At 72.1% G+C, this 24,542-nt stretch carries 23 protein-coding genes; 15 read left to right on the forward strand and 8 right to left on the reverse strand.

The genetic code is table 11. The features are described from left to right. The first annotated feature begins 88 nt into the window (after positions 1-88). The 4 genes from ACZ6S4_RS27130 to ACZ6S4_RS27145 all read left to right on the forward strand — a co-directional run bounded on the left by ACZ6S4_RS27130 (position 89) and on the right by ACZ6S4_RS27145 (position 4,271). Positions 89-2,245, forward strand: a complete 2,157-nt coding sequence (locus ACZ6S4_RS27130) for a RecQ family ATP-dependent DNA helicase (RefSeq protein ID WP_465477694.1) — start codon at positions 89-91, stop codon at positions 2,243-2,245. Between the two features lie 245 nt (positions 2,246-2,490). Then, positions 2,491-2,796: a metal-sensitive transcriptional regulator gene (locus ACZ6S4_RS27135; RefSeq protein ID WP_360551644.1), complete on the forward strand. Its 306-nt coding sequence runs from the start codon at positions 2,491-2,493 to the stop codon at positions 2,794-2,796. A 118-nt stretch (positions 2,797-2,914) separates the two neighbouring features. Beyond that, positions 2,915-3,127, forward strand: coding sequence for a heavy-metal-associated domain-containing protein (locus ACZ6S4_RS27140; protein ID WP_465477609.1), 213 nt, complete (start codon positions 2,915-2,917; stop codon positions 3,125-3,127). A gap of 259 nt (positions 3,128-3,386) precedes the next feature. Continuing rightward, positions 3,387-4,271, forward strand: a complete 885-nt coding sequence (locus ACZ6S4_RS27145; RefSeq protein ID WP_465477610.1) for a hypothetical protein — start codon at positions 3,387-3,389, stop codon at positions 4,269-4,271. Here ACZ6S4_RS27145 and ACZ6S4_RS27150 read toward each other — a convergent pair. Next, positions 4,264-5,400 (reverse strand): class I SAM-dependent methyltransferase, encoded by a 1,137-nt coding sequence (locus tag ACZ6S4_RS27150; RefSeq protein ID WP_465477611.1) that lies wholly within the window; start codon positions 5,398-5,400, stop codon positions 4,264-4,266. The two genes, ACZ6S4_RS27145 and ACZ6S4_RS27150, sit on opposite strands and share 8 nt — an antisense overlap. An 85-nt stretch (positions 5,401-5,485) precedes the next feature. Here ACZ6S4_RS27150 and ACZ6S4_RS27155 point away from each other — a divergent pair, with 85 nt between their 5' ends. Next, positions 5,486-6,130, forward strand: a complete 645-nt coding sequence (locus ACZ6S4_RS27155; protein WP_465477612.1) for a biliverdin-producing heme oxygenase — start codon at positions 5,486-5,488, stop codon at positions 6,128-6,130. Continuing rightward, positions 6,127-6,420, forward strand: coding sequence for a DUF2470 domain-containing protein (locus ACZ6S4_RS27160; RefSeq protein ID WP_212987390.1), 294 nt, complete (start codon positions 6,127-6,129; stop codon positions 6,418-6,420). The genes ACZ6S4_RS27155 and ACZ6S4_RS27160 overlap by 4 nt, the downstream gene beginning before the upstream one ends. A gap of 331 nt (positions 6,421-6,751) precedes the next feature. On the opposite strand, the gene ACZ6S4_RS27165 is transcribed toward ACZ6S4_RS27160, so the two are convergent. The 3 genes from ACZ6S4_RS27165 to ACZ6S4_RS27175 form a co-directional block, all read right to left on the reverse strand. Next, complete coding sequence (locus tag ACZ6S4_RS27165) at positions 6,752-8,692, reverse strand: DEAD/DEAH box helicase (protein WP_465477613.1); 1,941 nt, start codon at positions 8,690-8,692, stop codon at positions 6,752-6,754. A 261-nt stretch (positions 8,693-8,953) separates the two neighbouring features. Then, entirely contained in the window at positions 8,954-9,178 is a 225-nt protein-coding gene (locus ACZ6S4_RS27170; protein WP_360551658.1) for a DUF3107 domain-containing protein, read from the reverse strand. A gap of 36 nt (positions 9,179-9,214) precedes the next feature. Next, complete coding sequence (locus tag ACZ6S4_RS27175) at positions 9,215-9,877, reverse strand: TetR/AcrR family transcriptional regulator (RefSeq protein WP_360551660.1); 663 nt, start codon at positions 9,875-9,877, stop codon at positions 9,215-9,217. 152 nt (positions 9,878-10,029) lie between these two features. Here ACZ6S4_RS27175 and ACZ6S4_RS27180 point away from each other — a divergent pair, with 152 nt between their 5' ends. The 6 genes from ACZ6S4_RS27180 (at position 10,030) to ACZ6S4_RS27205 (ending at position 17,799) form a co-directional block, all read left to right on the forward strand. Beyond that, a complete protein-coding gene (locus ACZ6S4_RS27180; RefSeq protein WP_465477614.1) occupies positions 10,030-12,678 on the forward strand; it encodes a hypothetical protein in 2,649 nt (882 codons plus the stop codon). Then, positions 12,678-13,670, forward strand: a complete 993-nt coding sequence (locus ACZ6S4_RS27185) for an alpha/beta fold hydrolase (RefSeq protein WP_465477615.1) — start codon at positions 12,678-12,680, stop codon at positions 13,668-13,670. The genes ACZ6S4_RS27180 and ACZ6S4_RS27185 overlap by 1 nt, the downstream gene beginning before the upstream one ends. A gap of 64 nt (positions 13,671-13,734) precedes the next feature. Further along, positions 13,735-14,577, forward strand: coding sequence for a DUF3152 domain-containing protein (locus tag ACZ6S4_RS27190; RefSeq protein ID WP_465477616.1), 843 nt, complete (start codon positions 13,735-13,737; stop codon positions 14,575-14,577). 56 nt (positions 14,578-14,633) lie between these two features. Continuing rightward, positions 14,634-15,464 carry a DUF3152 domain-containing protein gene (locus tag ACZ6S4_RS27195; protein WP_465477617.1) on the forward strand — a complete coding sequence of 277 codons (831 nt, stop codon included), beginning with the start codon at positions 14,634-14,636 and terminating at the stop codon, positions 15,462-15,464. Positions 15,465-15,574: 110 nt separating this feature from the next. Next, positions 15,575-16,756 carry an adenylyltransferase/sulfurtransferase MoeZ gene (gene moeZ / locus ACZ6S4_RS27200; RefSeq protein ID WP_465477618.1) on the forward strand — a complete coding sequence of 394 codons (1,182 nt, stop codon included), beginning with the start codon at positions 15,575-15,577 and terminating at the stop codon, positions 16,754-16,756. Between the two features lie 215 nt (positions 16,757-16,971). After that, positions 16,972-17,799, forward strand: coding sequence for a prenyltransferase/squalene oxidase repeat-containing protein (locus ACZ6S4_RS27205; protein WP_465477619.1), 828 nt, complete (start codon positions 16,972-16,974; stop codon positions 17,797-17,799). A 6-nt stretch (positions 17,800-17,805) separates the two neighbouring features. Here the strand turns inward: ACZ6S4_RS27205 and ACZ6S4_RS27210 are convergent, their stop codons facing one another. Together ACZ6S4_RS27210 and proB are read right to left on the reverse strand one after the other, a co-directional pair. Continuing rightward, complete coding sequence (locus tag ACZ6S4_RS27210; protein WP_360829466.1) at positions 17,806-19,044, reverse strand: glutamate-5-semialdehyde dehydrogenase; 1,239 nt, start codon at positions 19,042-19,044, stop codon at positions 17,806-17,808. Positions 19,045-19,129: 85 nt separating this feature from the next. After that, positions 19,130-20,242, reverse strand: coding sequence for a glutamate 5-kinase (gene proB / locus ACZ6S4_RS27215; RefSeq protein WP_465477620.1), 1,113 nt, complete (start codon positions 20,240-20,242; stop codon positions 19,130-19,132). Between the two features lie 60 nt (positions 20,243-20,302). Between proB and ACZ6S4_RS27220 the strand changes: the two genes are divergently transcribed. Together ACZ6S4_RS27220 and ACZ6S4_RS27225 are read left to right on the forward strand one after the other, a co-directional pair. Further along, positions 20,303-20,605 (forward strand): MGMT family protein, encoded by a 303-nt coding sequence (locus tag ACZ6S4_RS27220; protein WP_360829927.1) that lies wholly within the window; start codon positions 20,303-20,305, stop codon positions 20,603-20,605. Beyond that, entirely contained in the window at positions 20,605-21,420 is an 816-nt protein-coding gene (locus ACZ6S4_RS27225; protein WP_465477621.1) for a class I SAM-dependent methyltransferase, read from the forward strand. The genes ACZ6S4_RS27220 and ACZ6S4_RS27225 overlap by 1 nt, the downstream gene beginning before the upstream one ends. Here the strand turns inward: ACZ6S4_RS27225 and ACZ6S4_RS27230 are convergent. Further along, positions 21,404-22,081, reverse strand: a complete 678-nt coding sequence (locus ACZ6S4_RS27230) for a TetR/AcrR family transcriptional regulator (protein ID WP_465477622.1) — start codon at positions 22,079-22,081, stop codon at positions 21,404-21,406. The two genes, ACZ6S4_RS27225 and ACZ6S4_RS27230, sit on opposite strands and share 17 nt — an antisense overlap. 102 nt (positions 22,082-22,183) lie before the next feature. Between ACZ6S4_RS27230 and ACZ6S4_RS27235 the strand changes: the two genes are divergently transcribed. Beyond that, positions 22,184-23,113 (forward strand): NAD-dependent epimerase/dehydratase family protein, encoded by a 930-nt coding sequence (locus tag ACZ6S4_RS27235; RefSeq protein ID WP_465477623.1) that lies wholly within the window; start codon positions 22,184-22,186, stop codon positions 23,111-23,113. A 6-nt stretch (positions 23,114-23,119) separates the two neighbouring features. On the opposite strand, the gene ACZ6S4_RS27240 is transcribed toward ACZ6S4_RS27235, so the two are convergent. Next, the gene (locus tag ACZ6S4_RS27240; protein WP_465477624.1) at positions 23,120-24,538 is read right to left on the reverse strand and encodes a gamma-glutamyltransferase; all 1,419 of its coding nucleotides are present in this window, start codon (positions 24,536-24,538) and stop codon (positions 23,120-23,122) included. Positions 24,539-24,542 lie beyond the last annotated feature (4 nt).

Below are 24,542 nucleotides of genomic sequence, written 5' to 3' on the forward strand. Positions count from 1 at the left end.
GCCTGTGGACAACGAGCCGGAGGGATCGGGCCTGTGGATAACCCGGGTCTTGTCGGTGCCGGCTGGTAGACATGCTGGCGTGGTGGAGATGACGCGGTCAGCGGTGAGCGAGGTCGAACGGGTGGCGGTGCGCGAATGCGCCGAGGAGGTGCTGCGCCGGCTGGCCGGTGAGCATGCGGTGCTGCGAGAGGATCAGTGGCGAGCCATCGAGGCCCTCGTGGTCGATCGGCGGCGCGTGCTCTGTGTGCAGCGCACGGGGTGGGGGAAGTCGGCGGTCTATTTCGTGGCCACCGCTCTCTTGCGCGATGGCATCACTGCCGAGCCCGGTGATCCACCCGCCGGGCCGACCGTCATCGTCTCGCCCCTGCTCGCCCTCATGCGCAACCAGGTCGAGGCCGCTGCGCGAGCCGGCATCCGGGCCCGCACGATCAACTCCGCCAACCTCGACGAGTGGAGCGAGATCACCGCCGAGATCCGGGCCGGTGAGGTCGACGTTCTCCTGATCAGCCCCGAGCGGCTCAACAATCCGGACTTCCGTGACAACGTGCTGCCCGGCCTGGCCGCGAGCACCGGTCTGCTGGTGGTCGACGAGGCGCACTGCGTGTCGGACTGGGGTCACGACTTCCGCCCCGACTATCGGCGGCTGCGCACCTTCCTGGCCGGTCTGCCCGGTCTCACGCCCGTGCTCGCGACCACGGCCACGGCGAATTCACGCGTGACCGCTGACGTTGCCGAGCAGCTCGGTGACGCGCTGGTGCTGCGGGGCTCGTTGGAGCGGGATTCGCTGCGGCTGGCGGCATTGGAGCTGCCTAACCCGGCGCACCGGCTGGCCTGGCTCGCCGATCACCTCGACCGGCTGCCGGGCTCGGGCATCGTCTATACGTTGACGGTTGCCGCAGCCACGGAGACTGCCGAGTTCCTGCGGTCACGGGGCTTTGCTGTGGCGTCGTACACGGGACAGGTGGAGGACTCCGCCCGTCGCGCCGCTGAGCAGGATCTGCTGGACAACAAGATCAAGGCTCTGGTGGCAACCTCCGCGCTCGGTATGGGCTTCGACAAGCCTGACCTCGGATTTGTCGTGCACCTCGGGGCGCCGCCGTCGCCTATCGCGTACTACCAGCAGGTCGGTCGCGCGGGACGAGCTGTGGAGCATGCCGAGGTCATCCTGCTGCCGGGCCCGGAGGACATCGCGATCTGGCGTTACTTCGCCTCTCTCGCGTTTCCGCCCGAGGAGCAGGTGCGCACAGTGCTCGCCGCGCTGTCGCCTGACCGGCCACTGTCGACGCCGGCGCTCGAGCCGATCGTCGACCTCCGCCGCACCCGCCTGGAGCTCATGCTCAAGGTCCTCGACGTGGACGGCGCGGTCCGGCGCACCCGCGGCGGCTGGCTCGCCACCGGCGAGCCGTGGACCTACGACACCGCGCGCCTGCGCCGGGTCGCCGAGGCGCGGACCGCAGAGCAGAAAACCATGATCGAGTACGCCGGGACGACGGCATGCCGGATGGAATTCCTGCGCCGCTGCCTCGACGATCCCGAGGCCACGCCGTGCGGCCGCTGCGACAACTGTGCCGACCCGCTGTTCGACGCCGAGGTGTCGGCCGAGGCGCTGGCTGCGGCGCAGACCTTCCTTGGCCACGCGGGTGTGGAGATCTCCCCGAAGAAGCTCTGGCCGACCGGCCTGGCCACCGTCGGCGTTCCGCTGAAAGGCAAGATCGGCCCGAGTGAGCAGATCCTGCCGGGCCGTGCCGTCGGACGGCTGTCGGACCTCGGGTGGGGCGACAGGTTGCGAGCCCTGGTGGGTCCGGACGCGGCGGACAGCACGATTCCGGACGAGATGGTGGCTGCCGTGGTCGAGGTCCTGAAAGGTTGGGCGCACGGTGACGACGCATGGGCGCAGCGCCCCGTGGGAGTGGTCTCGGTCGGCTCTCATCGTCGGCCGAAGCTGGTGGACAGCCTCGCGGAGCGGATCGCGGCAGTGGGCAGGTTGCCGCTGCTGGGGACGCTGACTTCCACGCACACGGGTGACAGCGGACCGAGGGGAAACAGTGCGCAGCGGGTTCTCGCTCTGCATGACGCCTTCGCTGTCCCGCCGGAGATGGCGGAGGTCCTTCGAGGCCTTGAAGGACCGGTGCTTCTGGTGGACGACATGTCGGATTCCGGCTGGACGATGGTTCTGGCGGGCCGGGCACTCCGACAAGCCGGCGCGCCCGGTGTCCTGCCTCTCGCCCTGGCCGTGGCGGGCTGACGGCTCTCGCCGGGCCGTGGTGCGGCTGACGGCGCTCGCCCAAGCCGTGGTGCGCTGACGGCCCTCGCCGGGCCGTGGTGCGGCTGACTGCACCGGTGCCTTCGGAGCCCGGTTGGAGGCGGCACGGACTCGGGCGGGACAATGATCGTGCGGACGGCGGTGGTCACGAATGCAACGCCGAAAGAGACAAAAGCCACGCCAGTGGAGTGCCGCAATGGATACGGGTGGGGGGTATTGTGGGTGACATGACCACCGACCACGACGAACATCCCGGACCGCACGGATACTCCGGCGACAAGGCTGCCCTGCTCGGGCGCCTACGCCGCATCGAGGGACAGATCCGCGGCCTGCAGCGGATGGTCGACGAGGACACCTACTGCATCGATGTCCTCACGCAGATCTCCGCGGCGAAGAGCGCCCTGCACGCCGTCGCGGTCGGCCTGCTCGAGGATCACCTTGCCCACTGCGTCGTTGATGCTGCGCGCGCCGGCGACCCGAGTGCCAAGGTCAAAGAGGCTTCGGACGCCATTGCGCGCCTGGTCCGCTCCTGAGCGGAGCGCAACCAACCGCTGCCCGGCACGAAGCGGATCACCTTGCCGGCCAAGGCGCGTGGCGGGTTGAAGGCTTTCGCGAAGATACGTGGGCCGAGGGCCCGAGGAGGGAACGACCATGTCTGTCACCAGCACGTACACCGTGACCGGGATGACCTGTGAACACTGCGTTCAGGCCGTGACCAGCGAGATCTCCGAGCTGCCCGGCGTCGACGCCGTCCAGGTCGACCTCGCTACCGGCGCCGTCACCGTCACGAGCGCGGCCCCGCTTGCCGCCGATGAGGTCCGTGCCGCTGTCGACGAGGCCGGCTACGAGCTTGCTGATGCCTGACGAGCAGACTGGAGGACAGTCTGCGCGGCAGGAAGACGAGCAGACTGGAGGACAGTCTGCGCGGCAGGAAGACGAGCACCCTGCAGGACAGTCTGCGCGGCAGGAAGACGAGCACCCTGCAGGACAGTCTGCGCGGCAGGAAGACGAGCACGTTGCAGCAGAGTCGGCGGCGCAAGTCAGCGGGCAGACCGACGAGGCTGCCGGGCAGCCCAAGACCGATCAGGCCAGCTTCCGCCGGGCGGCATTCGCGGCGGTCATCGTGGTTGTCCTCTTCGCGGGCTACGGCCTCGGCCGCCTCAGCAACTCCGCCGAGCGGGTGCAGGCGACCTCCGCCGCCCTCAACAGCGGCGTGGCCGGAACCGCCGCCCCCCACGACGACACCGGCACGGCGCCGCATGTCCACAACGCCGACGGCACCAACGCCCAGCCACCCGCAGCCGAAGCAGTCGGCGGCCTGACGATCACCTCCGCCGGGCTCACCCTCGTTCCCGAGGCCACCTCGCTCAATGCCGCCCGGTCCCAGCCGTACCGGTTCCGGATCACCGGGCCCGGCGGCGCGCCGATCACCACCTACGCCGTCGTGCACGACAAGCCGATGCACTTCGTTCTCGTCCGCCGCGACCTCACCGGCTTCCAGCACCTGCACCCCACGATGGCCCCCGACGGCACGTGGAGCGTCGACCTCGCCGTCACCGCCCCCGGCAGCTACCGCGCCATCGCCGACTTCACCGCACTCGTCGGCGGCCGGCAGACGCCCGTCACGCTGGGCGTCGACCTGACGGTCGCGGGCGACTACCGGCCGGTCGTGCTACCCGCGCCGGTCACCCAGGCGAGCACTGACGGCTTCGTCATCTCGTACGCCGGTACGCCCCGGACAACCGCGACCCAGCCGCTGCTGATGACAGTGACCGGCCCGGACGGCAAGTCCGCGGCGCTCGAGCCGTACCTGGGTGCGTTCGGTCACCTCGTCGTGCTGCGTGAGGGTGACGTCGGCTATGTGCACGTCCACCCGGAGGCGCAACCCGTCGACGGCGCGGTCAAGTTCTGGCTCACCGCTCCCGGGCCCGGCCGCTACCGGATGTTCTTCGACTTCCAGGTCGCGGGCAAGGTGCACACCGCCGCGTTCACCACCGTCGTCAGGTGAGCAGCTTCTCCAACGCCGGCGTCACGCCCCACTGGCCGGTCAGCGCCTCGTACTCGGCGCGCTGATCGTCAGTCGGGGGTGCGCCGGTCAGCCTGGCCCGCAGCAGCAGGTTCCGGGGCGTGTGCGCAGAGTCCACGAACTCGACGACTTCCACCCTGTACCCGTGCAGCCGCAGCAGCGCCGAGCGCAGTGAGTCCGTCAGCACGTCCGCGAAACGTTCCCGCAGGATCGCGTGCCGGGTCAGCTCCCCGTACGGCGCCGGGGCGGGGTGGCCCTTGAGCTGGGCCGCGATGTCGTGGTGGCAGCACGGCGCGGCCAGCACCCACTTCGCGTCCCAGTGCATCGCGCGGGCCAGCGCCTGGTCCGTCGCGGTGTCGCAGGCGTGCAGCGCCAGCACCAGATCCGGCGCCTCCGCCACGACCGCGTCCTCGATCGTGCCGGCCACGAACGTCACGGCATCGGCGCAGCCCAGCTGCTCGGCGACGGCGCTGTTGCGTACCCTCTGGTCCTCACGGACGTCGACCCCCACGACCCGGACCTTGACGCCGCGATCGGCCAGGAATCGGTAGGCCGCGAACGTCAGATACGCGTTGCCGCAGCCCAGGTCCACCACCCGCAGCTCCGCGGGCAGCTCGTCCGGCAGGGTCGCGGCCAGCGCCCGCAGGAAAGCGTCCACCTGGCGGCGCTTCGCGGCCGTGCCACCGACCACCGTGAACAGCGGATCGCCCGGATCGAGCAGCCACTGCTTCGTCCGGTCGTGACCCTGGGTCACGACCGGCTCGACGGCCGCGGCCCGGTGCACCTGGGCGTCGCCCTTCTTCGTCACGCGGACCTGAACGGTGGTCGCGGCCGTTTCAACATGCCAATTCCCGAAGGGCTCGGCGAGCAGGGCATCGACCGCCGCCGCGGCCTCCGGGCCGGGTTCGACATTCCGGGTGTACGGCCGGGAGCCGTCATCGGTCACGATCTGCAACCGGGGTCCACCCTTGAGGGCGACCGGCCGGAACTCGGCGCGGGTGACCGACGGGGTGGCACCGCGGCGCTTGCCGGCTGCGACCGCGCGGGTGAGCGCCGGATCGAGCAGCAGGCCACGCACCTCGGCGAGGACGGCGTCCAGTGGTTGGGGCATCCCACCATTCTGCCCCGCGGATTTTGCTGATCTTCGGAGCCTATCTGTTTGTTAGGCTCGCCTAACCAAGCATGGAGGTGCTGCGATGACCCTGGCCGACCCTCCCACCGGAAGGCTGTCCGTCCGGCTCCGTAGCGGCACCCGCTCAGACCACGACGCGGCCCAGGGCAGCGGGTTCCTCGACGCGCTGGCCGCGGGCACGCTGCCCCGGCAGGCCTACGCCGACCTGGCGGCGCAGCACTGGTTCATCTACGAGACGCTGGAGCAGGCCGCCGAAGCAATGGCGGCCCACCCGGTCGCCGGGGACTTCGTCTTTCCCGAGCTGACCCGGCTGCCCGCGCTGAGCCACGACCTGGCCACCCTGCTCGGCCCGGCACCCCAGCTCAGCGCCCTGCCGGCCACCGAGGAATACCGCGCCCGGCTACGCGCGGTGGCGTTCGACCAGCCCTGGGGCTTCATCGCTCACCACTACACCCGCTACCTGGGCGACCTGTCCGGCGGCCAATACCTCGGCCCGGCCATCGCCAAGGCGTACGGCCTGAGCGGCGCGGGCCACCGGTTCTTCGTTTTCGAGGGCGTCTCGCCGCCGGCCTTCCGCACCCGGTACCGGGAATTGCTCGACGGGCTCGCCTTCTCCCCGGCGGACGAGCAGAATTTCCTCGCCGAGGTGCAGGAGGCCTACCGGCTCAACATCGCTGTGCTGCGCCAACTCAAGGAGCGCTGGGCATGACCTTCACCCCGGAAGTGGTGGCGCAGATCGCCCGCCACATGAACGACGACCACGCCGACGACAACGTGCTGATCGTGCGCGGGCTCGGTGGCATCGGCACGGCGAGCGCCGCCCGGATGTCCGGGCTGGACCCCGACGGGATGGACTTCGAGGCCACGGTGGACGGCATCGCGGTGCCGGTCCGGATCCCGTTCAGCGAACGCCTGACCGAACGCCGCCAGGTCCGCGGCGAAGCGGTCCGGATGTATCAGCAGGCTTGCGCGGCGCTGGGCGTGACCCCGACCCACTGACCGGCTTCCCGGAAGGGCCCCGGTCCGCCAGGGGCGACGATCGGCGGTTGGTCCCGGAGGTCACGGGCGGCGAGTCCGCTGAGCCATGCGGAATCCGCGGCGCGGCCGTCGAAGGCTCGGGCTGCGTCGCGGAACAGCGGACGGCAGCAGACGGCCATGGGCCGGCTCAAACAGGCCCGGCTCAGACAGGCCCGGCTCAGACAGGCCCGGCTCAGACAGGCCCGGCTCAAACAGCGCCAGCTCGAACAGGATCGGCGTAGACAGGGCCCGGCACGGCAAAATGGGTGCCCCGCCAGCCGGCGGGGCACCCATTCCGGGTTGTTGCGGTGGGTCAGTCCTGGGCGCCGGTGCCGACCCCGGCGTCCGAGCCGCCGGTCATCTCGGCCGGAGCCGATTCCTTCGCAGTCGAGGCCGGAGCCGATGCAGTGGCGCCCGAGGCCGGAGCCGATGCAGTGGCGCCCGAGGCCGGAGCCGATTCCGACGCGGCCGGAGCCGAATCAGTGGCAGCCGATGCCGCGTCGCCGTCCTCGGAGGTCGTCTCCGCGCCGCTGGCACTCCGGGTGCCCCGGCCACCGCGACGACGACGCCGGCGGGGACGGCCCGTTGCGTCGTTGTCACCGTCGTCGGACTGCCCGTCGGAGTCGTCCTCTGCCGTCGGAGCCAGCTCCGGGGTCGCCTCGGAGCCGTCCGAGAAGAGCGGGGCCGGGGACGTTGCTGTGGCCGTACCCTCGTCGGTTGTGGTCAGGGGGTCGCCCGCCCGGCGGCGGCGACGCTGGCGGCGCGGCCGGTCCTCGGCGTCCTCCGCCGCGGGGGCCGGGGCCGTGGGGGCCGCATCCTCGCGGCGCGGTCCGCGGGCCGGCCGGTCGCTGCCGCGACCATCGCGACCGCCGCGGCCACCGCCGCTGCGGCTCGAGTCGCGGCCGCCGTCGCGGCTGCCCCGGCGGCGGGTGCCACCCAGGTCCTCCTCGACCTCGGCCGACAGTCCCACCCGGGTGCGTCCGGCGGTCGGCAGCGTGCCCGAGATGCCCTCCGGGATGTCCAGGTCGGAGAAGAGTGCCGGGGACGTGTGGTACGTCTCCGGGGGCTGCGGCATGTTGAGCCCCATCGACTTGTCGATGAGGACCCAGCGCGGCATGTCCTCCCAGTCCACGAAGGTCACCGCGACGCCCGTGGCGCCCGCGCGGCCGGTGCGGCCGATGCGGTGCGTGTAGGTGTCCGGGTCTTCCGGGCAGTCGTAGTTGATCACGTGGGTGACGCCGGAGACATCCAGGCCGCGGGCCGCGACGTCGGTGGCCACCAGCACGTCGATCTTGCCGGTGCGGAACGCCCGCAGGGCCCGCTCACGGGCACCCTGGCCCAGGTCACCGTGGACCGCGGCGACCGCGAAGCCGCGGAAGTCGAGGTCCTCGGCCACCCGGTCGGCGGCGCGCTTGGTGCGGGTGAAGATCATGGTCAGGCCGCGCTCGCGGGCCTGCAGGATCCGGGCCACCATCTCCAGCTTGTTCAGCGGGTGGCTGCGGTAGACGACCTGCTTGGTCAGCGGGGACATGCCGCTGTCGGCCGTGTGGCCCGCGTGAATGGTCACCGGGTGGTGCAGGAAGCGGCGGCTCAGCGCGACGATCGGGTCCGGCATGGTCGCCGAGAACAGCATCGTCTGGCGCTCGCTCGGGAGCATGGCCAGGATCTTCTCGACGTCCTCGAGGAAGCCCAGGTCGAGCATCCGGTCGGCCTCGTCGAGCACCAGGGCCTTGATCGAGCCCAGCTTCAGCTGCTTCTGCTTGGCCAGGTCGAGCAGGCGGCCCGGGGTGCCGACCAGGATCTCGACGCCCTTCTTCAGGGTGTCGACCTGCGGCTCGTACGCCACGCCGCCGTAGATCGGCAGCACGCGCACGCCACGGGTGGCGCCCGCGGCGGCGATGTCGCGGGCGACCTGCAGGCCCAGCTCGCGGGTCGGGACCACGACGAGCGCCTGGGGCTGGCCGTCGGCGCCCTCGCTCGGGGCGAGCACCCGCTCCAGCAGGGGCAGGCCGAAGCCGAGGGTCTTGCCGGTGCCGGTGGGCGCCTGGCCGATCAGGTCGGTGCCGCGCAGGGCGATGGGGAGCGCGTATTCCTGGATCGCGAACGCGCGTGTGATGCCGGCCGCGGCCAGCGCCTCGACGGTCTCCGCGCGGACTCCCAGCTCGGCGAAGGTGGGGCTGTCCGGGCGGACGGGCGCGCGGTTGAGGACGGGGACCAGGGCTGGTTCTGTCTCGGTGTTCTCGATGTCGGTCATGGAGTTCTGCGGGTGCCTCTCGTGGTGCGCCCGTCGAATTCCTGGGGCGCGGTCTGGGTAGGGCGCGGGCCACACGCGAGGTGCTCGCGGGCCGCACGCGCGTCGCCGCGGCGACTCGATATATCGAGCCGACGTCGACGGCGACAACGGCAAGTCTACCCGACAGAGAGATTCCGCACCTCAGCGCGAAGGTGACGGTGCTGTATAGAAACCGCAGGGAGCCCCGGGTGGGGCTCCCTGCGGTCTTGTCGTGCTGTGCCGTTATCGCGTGGTGAAGCCGAACGGCCGCTCGGACTTCTCGGCGATCTCCACGTAGGCCACCTTGGCGATCGGGACGATCACCTTGCGGCCCTTCTCGTCGGTCAGAGTGAGAACGCTGTCCTTGGCCATCGCCTCGGTCACGGCCTGCTCGACCTCGGCCTGAGTCTGCGCGCTCTCCAGCACCAGCTCGCGCTGGGCGTACTGCACGCCGATCTTGACCTCCACGGGGTCCTCCTCCTCAGATGTCTTCCGACATGAAGGCTAGCCGATTTCCCCGGACGTACCGGGCGTTGACTCACCCTGCAGCGGGAAGCTGGCGATACCCCGCCAGATAAGGGCAGCGACCAGGGCTTCCGCCTCGGCCTTGGGGGTCTGCCGGCCGCTCGCCAGCCAGTACTGGGCCGCCTGGCCGGCCGCGCCGACCAGTCCGGACGCCAGCAGCTCGGCGTTCGCCTGGTTCTGGCCGGTGTCGGAGACCACCGTGTCCGTGACCGCGGCGATGCAGCCCTGCTCGACGCGTTCGACGCGCTCGCGGACCTGGGGGTCGTTGCGCAGATCGGACTCGAAGACCAGGCGGAAGGCCTCGCTCTCGTGGTCCATGAAGTCGAAGTACGCCCGGACGGCGCCCTTGACCCGCTCCTTGTTGTCCGGAGTCGCCAGCATCGCGCCGCGCACCTTGGCGATTATCGCGTCGCAGTGGGTGTCCAGCAGGGCCAGGTAGAGCTCGAGTTTGCCGGGAAAGTGCTGGTAGAGCACAGGCTTGGAAACGCCGGCCTGTTCGGCGATCTCGTCCATGGCAGCGGCGTGATAGCCCTGTGCCACGAAGATCTGCTGCGCGGCGGCAAGCAGCTGCTTACGGCGCGCGGAGCGCGGCAGACGCGTGGGGCGCCCCGCCGTCTGTGCCCCGCCGGACGCAGCGGTCATGTGTACCTCCGAGATGTGTTTCCCCCGCGGTAGGGCGCGGATTGCCCGGTTCGCCGTCTGTCGCTTGCCGGGCGGGCAATTGTCGCGACGCTGCAACTTATCGCCACTGCAAGCACACGGTAGCCTCAGCGGGGGCAAGCGAGGAGCGCACGGTGGACGAAACAGGGCATTCCGGGGACGCCGGTGCAGCGGACGGCGGCACCGGCGCTGAATCGCGCGACCGCACCCTGCTGAACGGCTGGGCCGCGCGCGAGAGCCCGTGGTCCAACGCGGGCTCGGCGCTGGACCCCGAGACCGAGGTGCCCGCCTGGCGCCGGCCCGCCACCGAGATCCGCCCGTTCACCCAGGAACGACCCCTACCGGCGGACCCTCCTTCGGGGGAGATCCGCCCGTTCACGATGCCGCCGCCCCCGCCCTCCTTCTCCCCGGCACCCTTCTCCCCGGCGCCTGAGCCGCAGGGACCGCCGTCGCCGCTGGAGAACGCGGCCGCCCCGCGCTGGTCGGACAGCCGCTCCCGCTACGAGGACCTGCTCGCCCACCTCTCACCCAACGGCAGTGAGCCCAGGGACGAGGAGCCGCGGGCCGGGGGGCCCCGCCCGAATCCACTCGCGCCCGAGCTGCTGCGCCCGGACGCGCAGGACACCACCGAGCTGCGCGCGGTCAACGGCAACCTGCCCTCCAGTGCGCCGCCGTACCCGTACGAGGGTGATCTCGACGACGCGCTTCAGGAGCCGCCACGTCCGCCGGCGAGCCAGCAGCGTGCGGCCGTGCCGGCCGAGCGGCCCTTCCCGGCGGTACGCCCGGCGACTCCCGGAGGCCGGCGGCCCGACTGGATGACGAGTGAGTCCGCCCGCCACGCGCTGGACCCGCCGACGCCCATGGAAGGCCTGCCCAGGGTTGCCGCGCCGCAGGCTACCGACGAGTCGCGTTCCGGTGATCAAGGCATGCTCCGGCCGTCGTACGATCCCACCAGCTTTCCCCGCCGCCTGCCGTACGAGACCGCCGCCCAGCCCCCGGCGTTTCCCGGCCGTCCCACCGGCGACCCCGGTCCGGGCAACACGGGGGAACAGTCCTTCCCCGCGTTGCCGCAGCGCGTCCCGGCCCAGCCGGACGTGCCCACCGTCCCGGAGCCGCCGTCCGTGGAGCCACCCGCCGAGACCCCCGCGCTGGCCCGCATCGCGACGCACCTGCGCCGCGGTGACGTGCTGTCGGCGCAGGAACGGCAGGAGGGCTTCGACGTGAACGCCATCCTGGCGGCGGTCCGCGAGGTCGAAGGGGTGCGCGACGCGTCGCTGCGGTCCACCCCGGCGGGTGCGCACAGTCTGCGGCTGGATCTGTCCGAGGGCGCCGACCCGGCCGAGGTGAGCCGGCAGGTCGCGCGGCTGCTGCAGGACCGGATGGGTCTGGACGCCGCGATGAAGGGCGCCTCGCCGCTCTCCGGGCCCGCGGAGGCTCCGGGGGCTGCGCGGTCGACGCCGCCGGCTCCGCGGTCTGGGCCGCCGGCCTACTCGGGGTCTGCTCCGGCGTCGTCGCCTCCGGCTGCTCCGGCTTCCGCGCCTCCGACGGCCCAGGCGTCTGCGCCGCCGGTTGCGCCGTTCGTGCCGAGCCAGCCCAACCCGACCGGCCGGCCGGTTCCCGGGCCCGGTCTCAGTTCCGGCAGCTACTCGTCCGCCTCCCGGCAGGCTCCTGATGAGCTGACCCGCCCTGGCGAGCGGCGGGGCTCTGATGAGCTGGCACGGCCCGGCGAGCGGCGGGGCTCTGATGAGCTGGCACGGCCCGGCGAGCGGCGGGGCTCTGACGAGCTGTCGCGGCCCGGTGAGCGGCGGGCGGCCGATGAGCTGACCCGCCCCGGTGAGCGGCGGCCGGCCGATGAGCTGACGCGGCCGAGCGAGCGGCAGGATGCCGAGGAGCGGCAGCCTACGAGCGAGCGGTCAGGCGTGAGCGACCGTCAAGGCCTGGGCGAGCGGGGCCTGGGCGAGCGGGGCTTGGGCGACCGGCAGGGCCTGAGCGACCGCCAAGGCCCGGGCGAGCGGGGCTTGGGCGACCGGCAGGGCCTGAGCGACCGCCAAGGCCCGGGCGAGCGGGGCCTGGGCGACCGGCAGGACGTGAGCGACCGCCAAGGCCCGGGCGAGCGGGGCTTGGGCGACCGGCAGGACGTGAGCGACCGCCAAGGCCCGGGCGACCGGGGCCTGGGCGATCGAGGACTGAGCGCCCGTCAGGGCGTGAGCGACCGCCAAGGCCTGGGCGAGCGCCAAAGCCCGAGCACCCGCCAAGGCACAGGGACACGACAGGCCCCCGACGACCGGCAGGGCTCGAACGAACGCCCCACCCTGAGCGAGGCCCCGACCAGCGTCGAGCCCGCCCCGCCGCGCCCGCTGGACATCGGTGAGCGCCCCGGCCCGCGGGTGATGATCGAGAACGTCCGGGTCAACACGTTCGGTACCGAGGCCACCGTCGAGGTGCGGCTCACCGTCAACGGCCAGATCGCCGCCGGTGAGGCCACCGGGCCCGCTGTCGACGGCTACCTGCTGCGGCTGTGCGCGTTGGCCACCGCCCGGGCCGTCGATGAGCTGCTCACTACCTCCGACCACGCGGACGGCCCGGCGAAGTGTTTCGTCGAGCACGCCGCGGCCGTGCCGTTCGGTTCGATGCAGGTCGCCGTGGTGGTCATGCTGCTGTCGGTCGGGGGCTGGGTCGAGCAGCTCTCCGGTTCCGCGGTGATCACCGGTGACGACCGGCACGCCATGGTGCGCGCCACACTCAATGCGGTCAACCGTCGTCTTGAGGCACTGTTGTCCTGATGAAGGGTGCGATCCTCGCCGGCGACGACGTCCTGCCTCCGGACGGTGCCGTGCCGCCGCCGTGGCCGGCTCGCCGGGTCATGATCGACGGGGCGATGCTGCACGTCCGGGACACCCCGGGCACCACGCCGGAGGCCGAGCCCGCGGTCTACGTGCACGGCCTGGGCGGCTCCTCGCAGAACTGGACCGATTTCGCCGCCCTGCTCGCGGACCGGCTCGACGGCCAGGCCGTGGACCTGCCCGGCTTCGGCTACAGCGATCCCAGCCCGCGCTACTCCATCGCGGCGTTCGCCGACAAGCTGATCGGCTACCTGGACTACGCCGGACGCGGCCCGGTCCACCTGGTCGGCAACTCGCTGGGCGGCTCGATCTGCGTACGCGTGGCCGCCCTGCGCCCCGATCTGATCCGGACCCTGACGCTGATCTCCCCGGCCATGCCCTTCCTCGATCCCCGGCGCACGGCTCAGGGCCCGGTGCTGCCGCTGCTCGCGCTGCCGCGCGCCGACCGCCTTCTCGCCTGGGGGATGGCCCGGCTGACCCCGGAGCAGATGGCCCAGCAGGTGCTGCTCGCCTGCTTCGGTGACACCACGAAGGTCAGCCCGCAGCGCCGCGCGGAGGCCATCGAGGAGATCAAGCTGCGCTACACGGTCGAGCACTACGCGAAGGCGTATCTGGGGACGTTGCGCGGGCTGGTGTCGAGCTTCCTGCGGGCGTACCTGCCGGGGGTGAATTCGCAGTGGCGGCTGGCCGCGCGGATCACCGCGCCCACCCTGGTGATCGGCGGCCTCAAGGACGAGCTCGTCGACCCGCGGGTGCCGGCGCAGGTGGCCAAGGCGATTCCGGACAGCCGGCTGCTGGTGTTGCCGGGCGTCGGCCACGTCGCCCAGATGGAGGTTCCGCGCCTGGTCGCGCGGGCTGTGGTGGGCATGCTCGCCGACGTCGGCTCGCCGGTCGGTTGGGGCGGCGAGCGGCGGGTGGCGCCCCCGGCGTGAGCAAGGTCGCCCGGAGTAGCGGCCGGGCGGACAGCGCCGGCGGGGTATGGCACGCTGGCTGACGATGATCGAGTCACGCCTGCCTGTAGCGGCCGCCGGACGGGGTGCACGCAGGCGCCGCTGGTGGCTCGTGGCCCTCGTCATCACGGGGCTGTTGCTGGCCGGCTGGCTGGCGCGGCCGTCCGATCCTCCGCCGCCCACCTCCGCCCCGTCGTCGGCGATGCCCTCGGCTGTCGTCTCGTCGCCGGTCGCGCCGGCTCCTTCGGTCGCGGCGACCTCGGCGGCAGTGCCGCAGGACCTGCTCGCGCTGGCGGGCGCGGTGCCCACCAGGGGCACGGGCAAGTTCACGTACGCGACCGGGCGCGGCCGGGTGCTGGGCACCAAGGGCGAGCTGCGGCGCTTCCGGGTCGCGGTCGAGCGGGGCAGCAACGAGGACGTGGCGGCCTTCGCAGCGCAGGTGGAGGCGACGCTGGGCGACCGGCGCAGCTGGATCGGCGACGGCCGGTTGCGGCTGCAACGGGTGTCCGGCAGTGAGAAGGCGACCTTCACGGTCTACCTCGCCACCCGTGACACCGCCGGGCGGATGTGCCGGATCGGCGGGGTCAACATCACGGTTAACGGGCGGCCGTACACGTCGTGCCGGTCCACCGGGCGCGTGATCATCAACCTGGACCGCTGGCGGCTGTCGGCCAAGCCGTACCGCGACGCGAAGGTGCCGATCACCGTCTACCGGCAGTACGTGATCAACCACGAGACCGGCCACGAGCTGGGCCACAGCCACGAGGGCTGCCCGAAGCGCGGCGGACCGGCACCGGTCATGGTGCAACAGAGTCTGACCGTACGGGGGTGCGTGCCGTACGCGTGGCCCCGCCGCAACGGTCACCGCTTCGTGGGCCCGTCCCTCTGAGGAGTCACGCCAAACGCCTGTGACGGGCCCCTGCCTCTGGCAACGTGGCATCTGTCATGCCCATCGCGCCTCGCTACTCCACGCCGGTCGCCAGGATGCTGGCGCGCCGCCGCCGTGCTGTCGTCCTGTTCTTCCTGCTCCTCACCGTGATCGTCCTCGTGACAGGCCAGGCCATGCGCGACGAGACCGCCGACGCCGGTGCCGTGCCGGCTCCCGCCCCATCGCCACCGGCCGCCGACCAGCGGGAGCCGGCAGCCGCCGCGGTGACCACTCCGGCGCGGGCCGCCGTGCCGCCCGACGCCGCCGACAAGGCGCAGAGCAAGCCGGCCGCGGCCAGGTTCGCCTTCGCCGGTGGTTACGGGCCCGTGCTCGGCAGCTCCGGGACGTTGCGGCGGTTCAAGGTGGCGGTGGAGAAGCGGCTCGCGTCCGGTGACGGCGGGAACTTCGCCGAGGAGATCGATCGGATACTGGGTGATCCGCGGAGCTGGATCGCCGGGCGGCAGTTCCGGTTGCAGCGGGTGCCCGCCCCGGCCGCCGCCGAGTTCACCGTCTATCTGGCCTCGGCCGCCACCTCCGAGAAGATGTGCGCCGACGGCGGCCTGCGTACCGAGGGCTTCACCTCGTGCCGGCTGCCCGGTCAGGTGGTCATCAACAACGACCGCTGGCAGGCCGCGGTGCCTGGTTATGGGGCACCGCTGGCGGCGTACCGGGCGTACGCGATCAACCATGAGGTCGGCCACCAGCTCGGCCACGGTCATGAGCTCTGTCCCGGCGAGGGCAAGCTCGCGCCGGTCATGATGCAGCAGACCTACGGGCTCAAGGGGTGCGTCGCCAATCCCTGGCCGTACGTGGACGGCGAGCGGTACGCCGGTAACCCCGTCGACTGATCCCGCATTCCCCCGTCCCGCATGTCGGGCCGGTGTTCCACGTCATGTCCAATCCGGCAGCCGACGAGCAACAATGGGGTCCACACACCGTCGATCCCGGGGAGTTCACCGTGTCACTGCCCCCGCTCGTCGAGCCGGCCGCCGAGCTGAGCATCGACGAGATCCGCCGCTACTCGCGTCACCTGATCATCCCCGACGTCGGGATGGACGGGCAGAAGCGGCTGAAGAACGCCAAGGTCCTGGCCGTCGGCGCGGGCGGTCTCGGCTCTCCCGCCCTGCTCTACCTGGCCGCCGCCGGGGTGGGCACGCTCGGCATCATCGACTTCGACACCGTCGACGAATCCAATCTGCAGCGCCAGATCATCCACGGCGTCTCCGACGTGGGCCGGCCCAAGGCCGAGTCCGCCGCGGACAGCATCCGGGAGATCAACCCGCTGGTGAACGTGATCATTCACAACACCGCGCTGGACCGCGACAACGTCAAGGAGATCTTCAGCCAGTACGACCTGATCGTCGACGGCACCGACAACTTCGCGACCCGTTACATGGTCAACGACGCGGCGGTCCTGCTCGGCAAGCCGTACGTCTGGGGCTCGATCTACCGCTTCGACGGCCAGGCGTCGGTGTTCTGGGAGGAGCACGGTCCCTGCTACCGCTGCCTCTACCCGGAGCCGCCCCCGCCCGGCATGGTCCCGTCCTGCGCCGAGGGTGGCGTGCTGGGCGTGCTCTGCGCGTCGATCGGTTCCATCCAGGTCAACGAGGCGATCAAGCTGATCACCGGCATCGGTGAGCCGCTGGTCGGCAAGCTGATGGTCTACGACGCCCTGGAGATGGAATACCGCAAGATCAAGGTGCGCAAGGACCCGAACTGCGCGCTCTGCGGTGAGAACCCGACCGTCACCGACCTGCTCGAGGACTACGACGACTTCTGCGGCGCGGTCTCCGAGGAGGCGCAGGAGGCCACCCTCAACGCGACGATCACGGCGCGCGAGCTGAAGGAGTGGCAGGACTCCGGCAAGGACATGTTCCTGGTCGACGTCCGCGAGCCCGCCGAGTACGAGATCGTCAGCATCCCGGGGGCGACCTTGATCCCCAAGGGCGACATCCTGTCCGGTGAGGCGCTGGCGCGCTTCCCGCAGGACCGGCAGATCGTGCTGCACTGCAAGTCGGGTGTCCGCTCGGCCGAGGCGCTCGCCGCGCTGAAGGCGGCCGGGTTCAAGGACGCCGTGCACGTCCAGGGCGGCATCGTCTCCTGGGTCAACACGGTCGATCCGTCCCTCCCGTCCTACTGAGTCATCCCTCGGCGTGACGGCCGTCGATCCCACGATGGGGTCGGCGGTCGTCGATCTGTATACACCGAGTGACCGCGGCCGATCTTCTCCTGCGAGTCTCTCCCGTTGTGGTCACGTTGCGTCGATCGTGTGTCGCCAACGGGACGGAGCGGACCTATTAGACAGTTACCGAGACACCGCAGCGGAACGAGGGGTCGAGCTGTAGCGTCACCGTCGTGGTCGACATCGATGCGGCGATCGGATACGTCGTAGCGCACGGCGACCCGGTGGAACGGGCCCGGTTGTCCTACCTGCGTACGGGCACGCCGCCGCCGGCCTCGGCGCTGGAACGGATCGAGATCGAGCAGACCCCGGCGGGTGGCTGGCCCGCCGCCGGGGACGGTTCCGTGCCCTCGGTCGACGCCACCTGCTTCCGCCTGGCCGAGCTCGACGACCTCGGCGGGCTGCACGGTCCTCCGGTGGAGCGCGCGCTGGCCTGGCTGGCCTCCGTGCAACGCCGGGACGGCACCTGGCAGGAGGACGAGTCACTGGCTGCCGAGGCGCCGGCCTGGGCGATGCCCGGTGACCCGGAGGCGACCCTCTACCTGACGGCGGTGGCCGGCTTCTGGCTCACCGTCGCCGAGGTCGAGGCCCACCCGCATCACGAGGCGCCGGCCCGCTATGCGGCGACGCTGCAGGCCGCGGCCCGGTTCGTGGTCGCCCAGATGCGCCCGGACGGCACCTGGCCGTCCTTCCTGGCCACCGGCTGGCACGCCGCCGGGCTGCTGCACGAGCAGGAGTTCTTCTACGAGTCGGCGCGGGTGCAGCTGGTGCTCGGCGACCGGCTGCCCGACATGTCCCCGGCGGACGCGGCGAACATGGCGGCCGCCCTGCGCCGGGTCAATCTCGGTGACGACTGGTTGCTGCAGAGCGCCCGCAAGCGGCTGAGCGAGACGCAGCGCACGGACGGCGGCTGGGACAGCGACGAAGGGCCGCTGTTCGACGTGAACACCACGCTGACCGCCATCCGCGCGTGCCGGACGTGGACCCCCGCCCGGCACTGAGCGGCGTCAGCGGGTGTGGCCGTTGCCCGTGACGATGTACTTGGTCGAGGTCAGCTCGGGCAGGCCCATCGGGCCGCGGGCGTGCAGCTTCTGGGTGCTGATGCCGATCTCCGCGCCGAAGCCGAACTCGCCGCCGTCGGTGAAGCGGGTCGAAGCGTTGATCATCACGGCGGCTGCGTCCACCCGGGCCGCGAAGCGCCGGGCCGCCACCAGGCTCTCGGTCACGATCGCCTCGGTGTGGCCGGTGCCGTAGCGGCGGATGTGGTCCAGCGCGTCGTCCAGGGAGTCGACCACCGCGACGGCGATGTCGGCCGACAGGTATTCCTTGCCCCAGTCCTCCGACGTCGCCGGCACCACGCCCTCGAAGCCGGCCACCCGGGGGTCGCCGTGCACGGTCACGCCGGCCGCCACCAGCTCCTCGATCACCAGCGGCAGGAACGACTCGGCCAGCGCGGAGTGCACCAGCAGCGATTCCGCCGTGTTGCAGGTGGACAGCCGCTGGGTCTTCGAGTTGAGCACCACGCCGAGGGCCTTCTCCAGGTCCGCGCCCTCGTCGACGTACACGTGGCAGTTGCCGACGCCGGTCTCGATCACCGGGACCGTCGACTCCTCGACCACGGTCTTGATCAGCGACGCGCCGCCGCGCGGGATCAGCACGTCGACCAGGCCGCGGGCGCGCATCAGCTCCTTGACCGAGTCGCGGGTCGTGGCGTCGAGCAGCTGGATGGTGTTGGCCGGCAGGTGCGCGTCGGCGACGGCCTTGCGCAGCACCGACACGATCGCCGCGTTCGAGCTCTGCGCCGAACCGGAACCGCGCAGCAGCACCGCGTTGCCGGACTTCAGGCAGATGCCCGCCGCATCCGCCGTCACGTTGGGCCGGCCCTCGTAGATGATGCCGACCACGCCGAACGGCACCCGGACCTGCCGCAGCTCCAGGCCGTTGGCCAGGGTCGAGCCGCGCACCACGTCGCCGACCGGGTCGGGCAGGGCGGCCAGCTGCCGCAGGCCGTCGGCCATCGCGGCGACCCGCTCGGCGGTCAGCGTCAGCCGGTCGATCATGGCCTCGGACAGCCCACCGGTACGGGCGTTCTGCACGTCCACCGCGTTGGCGGCGACGATGTCCTCGGTGCGCTCGACCAGCCGGTCCGCCATCAGCAGCAGCGCGGCGTCCTTCTCGGCGCGGGTGGCGGCGGCCAGCTCGATGCCGGCCACCCGGGCCTCGGCGGCCTGCTGAAGCACAGTCATGAAGACTCCTCGTTCGTTGCGCCGTGACGGACGGCGACCGCTCAATCCTGCACCGTCGGGCCCGCTAAGTCATGTCCCTGTGCGCTCACAGCAGCACGAGGTCGTCGCGGTGGACGACCTCGCGTTCGTAGCCGGGTCCCAGGGCGGCGGCCAGCTCCGGGGTCGAGCGGCCCAGCAGCGCCGGCAGCTCGACCGCGTCGTAGTTGACCAGGCCGCGGGCGACCGACGTGCCGGAGCCCGCGTCCACCAGGTCCACCGGGTCGCCGGAGACGAAGGAACCGTCCACTGCGGTGATCCCGGCCGGCAGCAGCGACTTGCGCCGGGCCACGACCGCGGTCACCGCGCCCGGGTCCAGGTGCAGGCGCCCGCGCGGCGATGTGGCGTGGGCCAGCCAGAACAGCCGGGCCGCCGGGCGGTGCTCGACCGCGTGGAACAGCGTGCCCACCTCGTCGCCGGACAGGGCGGCGGCGGCCAGCGGCGCGGCGGTCAGCACCACCGGGATGCCGAAGCCGGTGGCGATCCGGGCCGCCTCGACCTTGGTCACCATCCCGCCCGTGCCGACGCCGGACCGGCCGGCCGTGCCGACCGAGACGTCGGCCAGGTCGGCCTCGTCGCGGACCACCGTGATGCGGCGGGCGGCCGGCGACGCCGGGTCACCGGTGTAGAGCGCGTCCACGTCGGAGAGCAGGACCAGCAGATCGGCCTGGACCAGGGCGGCCACCAGGGCGGCGAGCCGGTCGTTGTCACCGAAGCGGATCTCCTCGGTGGCCACCGTGTCGTTCTCGTTGACGATCGGCAGGGCGCCGAGGTCGAGCAACTTGCGGAGCGTCCGGTACGCATTGCGGTAGTGCGCGCGCCGGGTGACGTCGTCGACGGTGAGCAGGATCTGCCCCACGGTCAGCCCGTGCCGGGCGAAGCCGGCCGCGTACCGCCCGATCAGCAGCCCTTGGCCCACGGACGCCGCGGCCTGCTGGGTGGCCAGGTCTCGCGGACGCCGGCGCAGTCTCAGCGGGGCCAGGCCGGCGGCGATGGCGCCGCTGGAGACCAGCACCATTTCCCGGCCCTGCGCGGCCAGACCGCCGATGGCGTCGACGAGGGCGTCCACCCGCCTCTCGTCGATCCCGCCGGCCGCCGTGGTCAGCGAGGACGAGCCCACCTTGACCACGATCCGTCGCGCACCCGTCACCTGTTCCCGCACCCGCCCATTCTGCGCGCCGGGCCCTGCGGCACCGAGCGGAGATCCCATATCGTGGCGTCGGTGACACCGCAGGAGTACGTCGAAGAGGTCCTCCGGCTCGTGGAGAGCATCCCGGAGGGGCACGTCATGTCCTACGGGGCTGTCGCGGACGCGCTCGCGGACATCTCGGGCCGCAACTCGGCGCGACAGGTCGGCACGATCATGGCCCGGCACGGCGGCGGTGTCCCCTGGCACCGGGTCGTCACCAGCGCCGGCCGGATGCCGCCCGGGCACGAGCAGGAGGCACGGCAACGGCTGCTCAGCGAGGGCGTGCCGCTGAAGGGGGAGTACGTGGACATGGCCCGAGCGAGCTGGACGCCCTGATGGAGACCGGACAGCCGAGCCGAACCGCGTTCAGCGCGGCCCGTTACCGGGCGGCCCACCAGCTCATCGAGGGCGGCGAGATCTTCACCGACCCGCTGGCCGTACGCATCCTCGGGGTGCCGCCGGACGCCGAGGAGGCACCGGGCCGCCGGGCGATGCGGCTGTTCATCGCCGCCCGCACGCGGTTCGCCGAGGACGCCCTGGCCGCGGCGGTGCGCGACGGCACCCGTCAGGTCGTCGTGCTGGGCGCGGGGCTGGACACGTTCGCGTACCGCAATCCGTGGCCGGAGCTGCGGGTCGTCGAGGTCGACCACCCGGACACCCAGGCGTTCAAGCGGGAACGGCTGGCCGCGGCGGGCATCGCGGTGCCGGAGTCGCTGACGTACCTGCCGGTGGACTTCGAACGGGAGTCGCTCGCGGACCGGCTCGTCCCTGAGGAGGCGGCGTTCTTCCTGTGGCTGGGCGTGGTGCCGTATCTGAGCCGCGCGGGCTTCGACGAGACGCTCTCGCTGATCGCGGCCACGCCGAGGGCGCAGGTCGTCTTCGACTACGCGATGCCGCCCTCGTCGATGTCACCCGAGCGGCAGGCCGCCCTCGAGGCGCGTGCGGCCCGGGTCGCGAGCATCGGTGAGCCCTGGCGGACGTACTTCCTGCCGGGCGAGCTGGCCGCCGAACTGCGCGGGCGGGGCTTCGACGAGCTGGAGGACCTGGGGCCGGCCCAGCTCGCGGCCCGCTGGTTCGGCCGTTCCGACGTGCCGCCGGACACCCCGGGTGGCCACGTGATCCACGCCCGGCGCGTCAGCGCGGGCGGCTGATCAGGGCCGCGGCGCCGCGCATCTGGAGCTCGAAGAACTCGCGGCGGGCCTCAATCGTGTTGTTGAGCTGCCCGAAGAGCTCCGCGCTGACCGCGCCGCAGAGGTGGATCCAGGCTCCGATGGCCCGGGCGACCAATTGCGGCGGGGTGCCCGGTGCGGCCTGCTCGGCCACGTACGCCAGCTCGTCGCCGAGCTTGCCACCGATCGGCTCGCCGGCCGCCGCCTCGCCCGCGGCGGACGCGTCGCCCACGATCCGGCCGATCACCAGGATGACCCGGATGGCCGGGCCGACCGTGTCGCGGGGCGCCTGGTAGCCCGGGACCGGGCTGCCGTAGATGAGAGCCCACTCGTGCGGATGGGCCAGTGCCCAGTCGCGGACCGAGTGGCACACGCTCAGGAACCGGTCGGTGAAACCGCTGCCGCTCACCGCTGCCTCGGCGGTAGTGCCCAGGGCGTCGTACGCGTCGATGATCATGGCCGTGAGCAGCTCGTCCCGGCTTGCGAAGTAGCGGTAGACGGCGGACGAGGCCATACCCAGGTCTCGGGCGACCGCGCGCAGTGACAGGTTCGCCCCGTCGGTGGCGAGGTGGCGCCGGGCCACGGTTTTGATCTCGTCGGTCATCTCGGCGCGTACGCGGGCTCGGATCGAAGCGGCGGTCATGTCGGCAAGTCTGCCACAAAAGAGAGCACTGCTCTTGCCAAGGCGCCAGCCAAGTGAGATTGTTGTTCTCAACAAAGAGCAGTGCTCACAAAGGAGATCGCAATGTCGAAGCACGTGATCGTCGGTTCCGGTCCGGTCGGTTCCTCGGTGGCCCGCCTGCTCGCCGAGCGCGGCGAGTCCGTACGCGTCGTCACCCGCAGCGGCACCGGCCCCACCCACCCGCTGATCGAGCGGATCGCCGCCGACGCCACCGATGCGCACCGCCTCACCGAGCTCACCCGCGACGCGGTGGCCCTCTACAACTGCGCGAACCCGAAGTACACCCAGTGGGAGGCGCTCTGGCCGCCGCTGGCCGGGGCCATGCTGATCGCCGCGCAGCGCACCGGCGCGGTCCTCGCGATCACCGGCAACCTGTACGTCTACGGCCCGGTCCCCGGCGGCCGGATGACCGAGGACAGCCCGCTCGCCGCGACCGGCCGCAAGGGCCGGGTGCGGATCAAGATGTGGCGGGACGCCCTGGCCGGCGGGGTGCGCACGGTCGAGGTCCGCGGGTCCGACTACATCGGGGCCGGCGCAGCGTCGATCTTCTCCCAGGTGCTGCTGCCGGCGATCGCCAAGGGCCGGACGGCGTGGATGCCGGGCGACGTCGACGCGCCGCACACCTTCACCTACACCGGCGACATGGCCCGGGCCCTGGTCGCGCTGGCCGCCGACGACCGGGCGTTCGGCCGGGCGTGGCACGTGCCGTCCGTCCCGGCGATCAGCGTCCGGGCCCTGGCCGACCGCTACTTCACGCTGACCGGCACCAAGCCCGTCGCGATCCGGCAGCTGCCCCGCTTCGTGATGCGCACCGCGGGCCTGGCGGTGCCGATGGCCCGCGAGCTGGCCGAGATGGACTACCAGTTCTACGCGCCGTTCATCATGGACAGCACGCTGACCGAGCGCACGTTCGGCCTCACCGCCACCGACCTGGACGTGTCGCTGGCCGAGGTCGCCGCGGACGCGCAGGCGACCCTGGCCCGCACGATGTGACGCCGGTCAGAGCAGCAACCCGACGCCGTCGCGGCGGGGGTCGCCGGCCGCACCGCCGACGCCCACCGCCGTGACGCCGCCGAAGTAGTGGTTCAGCTCCGGCCACTCGGTGATCTGCCAGCCCGCCCCGGCCAGCGCGGCGAGTTCGTCGCGCGGGTAGCCCGGCTCGGCGTGGACCGTGTCGTCCACGACGTGGAACCGCGGCCGGGCGATCGCGGTGGGCATGTCCACCCCGTCGACCAGCACCCCGAGCAGCGTGTCGACCAGCGCCGTACGGATCCGCGAGGCACCCGCCGAGCCGGCCGCGACCGCCAGCGCACCCTCGTCGTCGATGACCACCAGCGGGCACATGTTGGACGACATCCGTACGCCGGGCCCGAGGTCCTCGGTGATCAGCTCACCCTCGCCGAGCATGGAGTTGAGGTTGACGCCCAGCCCGGGCAGCCACACCGCGGCGCCCAGCCCCATCGTCGTGGTGATCACGCAGGCGTTGCCGTCGCGGTCGACCACCGAGACGTTGGTGGTGTCGCCGATCTTCTGCCGGCCCCGGTCACGCAGGGCCGCGGCCACCGCCACCGTGCGGGCCGGCCGCGGCAGCACGGCCAGGTCCCGGGGCAGAGCCGCGATGGTGTCGACGGTCCGGTTGAGATCGTGCCGGGCCCGGACCTGGTGCCCGGCGAGCGTGGCCCGGTCGACCGGGGTCTCCAGCACCCGGTAGTCGGCCAGGTCACGCGGGCCGAGCGCTCCGCCGGCCGCGCGGACCGTCTCGACCAGCAGCGGCGCGTAGGAACCGGTGTGGAACAGCGCGGGCCCCTCGGCCGCGAGCGCCGCCATGGCCGTGGCCAGCCCGGGGTGGAAGAGCAGGTCACCGCCTTGCAGCAGCTTGCCCTGCGGTGCGTAGATGGCCGCACCCTCACCGTGGGCCAGCGCCGGGGCGCAGGATTCGAGGGTCCGGGAGTGCGCGGCCGGCAGCGGGACCCCGGCGCGGGCCAGCTCCAAGGCCGGTGCGACCAGCTCCGCCCAGGGCAGCCGGCCCCAGCGCCGGTGCACCTCGCCGCACCCGACCGGCACACCCGGCACGGCCACGCTGGCCCCGCCGATCGAGTACACCTGCGGCACCCCGCCGAAGAACACGTCGACCGCGATCATCGGCCCGGCCACCCGGTCGCCGTCCGTGCCCGGCACCGAGACGAAGAAGTCCAGGCAGGTGACCGAGCCGGTGGCGGCGTCGAAGTAGGTGGCGAAACCACCCCCGCCCAGCCCGGTGTAGACCGTCTCGGCGACACAGGTGGCGAGCACGGCGGCGACGGCGGCATCGGCGGCCGTACCTCCGGCGCGCAGCACCCGCAGGCCGGCCTCGGCCGTCGCGGGATGGCTCGCCGCGACCCCGGCGGCGACCCGGGACGGCGGTGCGGAAATCTCCATTCGG

The sequence above is a fragment of the Actinoplanes sp. NPDC051405 genome (assembly GCF_055586185.1).

Bases quoted from the DNA above. Each gene is read 5' to 3' on its own strand.
- ACZ6S4_RS27130 (WP_465477694.1), top strand. From the start codon at position 89: ATGACGCGGTCAGCGGTGAGCGAGGTCGAACGGGTGGCGGTGCGCGAA.
- ACZ6S4_RS27135 (WP_360551644.1), top strand. From the start codon at position 2,491: ATGACCACCGACCACGACGAACATCCCGGACCGCACGGATACTCCGGC.
- ACZ6S4_RS27140 (WP_465477609.1), top strand. From the start codon at position 2,915: ATGTCTGTCACCAGCACGTACACCGTGACCGGGATGACCTGTGAACAC.
- ACZ6S4_RS27150 (WP_465477611.1), bottom strand. From the start codon at position 5,400: ATGCCCCAACCACTGGACGCCGTCCTCGCCGAGGTGCGTGGCCTGCTG.
- ACZ6S4_RS27155 (WP_465477612.1), top strand. From the start codon at position 5,486: ATGACCCTGGCCGACCCTCCCACCGGAAGGCTGTCCGTCCGGCTCCGT.
- ACZ6S4_RS27160 (WP_212987390.1), top strand. From the start codon at position 6,127: ATGACCTTCACCCCGGAAGTGGTGGCGCAGATCGCCCGCCACATGAAC.
- ACZ6S4_RS27165 (WP_465477613.1), bottom strand. From the start codon at position 8,692: ATGACCGACATCGAGAACACCGAGACAGAACCAGCCCTGGTCCCCGTC.
- ACZ6S4_RS27175 (WP_360551660.1), bottom strand. From the start codon at position 9,877: ATGACCGCTGCGTCCGGCGGGGCACAGACGGCGGGGCGCCCCACGCGT.
- ACZ6S4_RS27185 (WP_465477615.1), top strand. From the start codon at position 12,678: ATGAAGGGTGCGATCCTCGCCGGCGACGACGTCCTGCCTCCGGACGGT.
- ACZ6S4_RS27190 (WP_465477616.1), top strand. From the start codon at position 13,735: ATGATCGAGTCACGCCTGCCTGTAGCGGCCGCCGGACGGGGTGCACGC.
- ACZ6S4_RS27195 (WP_465477617.1), top strand. From the start codon at position 14,634: ATGCCCATCGCGCCTCGCTACTCCACGCCGGTCGCCAGGATGCTGGCG.
- ACZ6S4_RS27210 (WP_360829466.1), bottom strand. From the start codon at position 19,044: ATGACTGTGCTTCAGCAGGCCGCCGAGGCCCGGGTGGCCGGCATCGAG.
- ACZ6S4_RS27225 (WP_465477621.1), top strand. From the start codon at position 20,605: ATGGAGACCGGACAGCCGAGCCGAACCGCGTTCAGCGCGGCCCGTTAC.
- ACZ6S4_RS27230 (WP_465477622.1), bottom strand. From the start codon at position 22,081: ATGACCGCCGCTTCGATCCGAGCCCGCGTACGCGCCGAGATGACCGAC.
- ACZ6S4_RS27235 (WP_465477623.1), top strand. From the start codon at position 22,184: ATGTCGAAGCACGTGATCGTCGGTTCCGGTCCGGTCGGTTCCTCGGTG.
- ACZ6S4_RS27240 (WP_465477624.1), bottom strand. From the start codon at position 24,538: ATGGAGATTTCCGCACCGCCGTCCCGGGTCGCCGCCGGGGTCGCGGCG.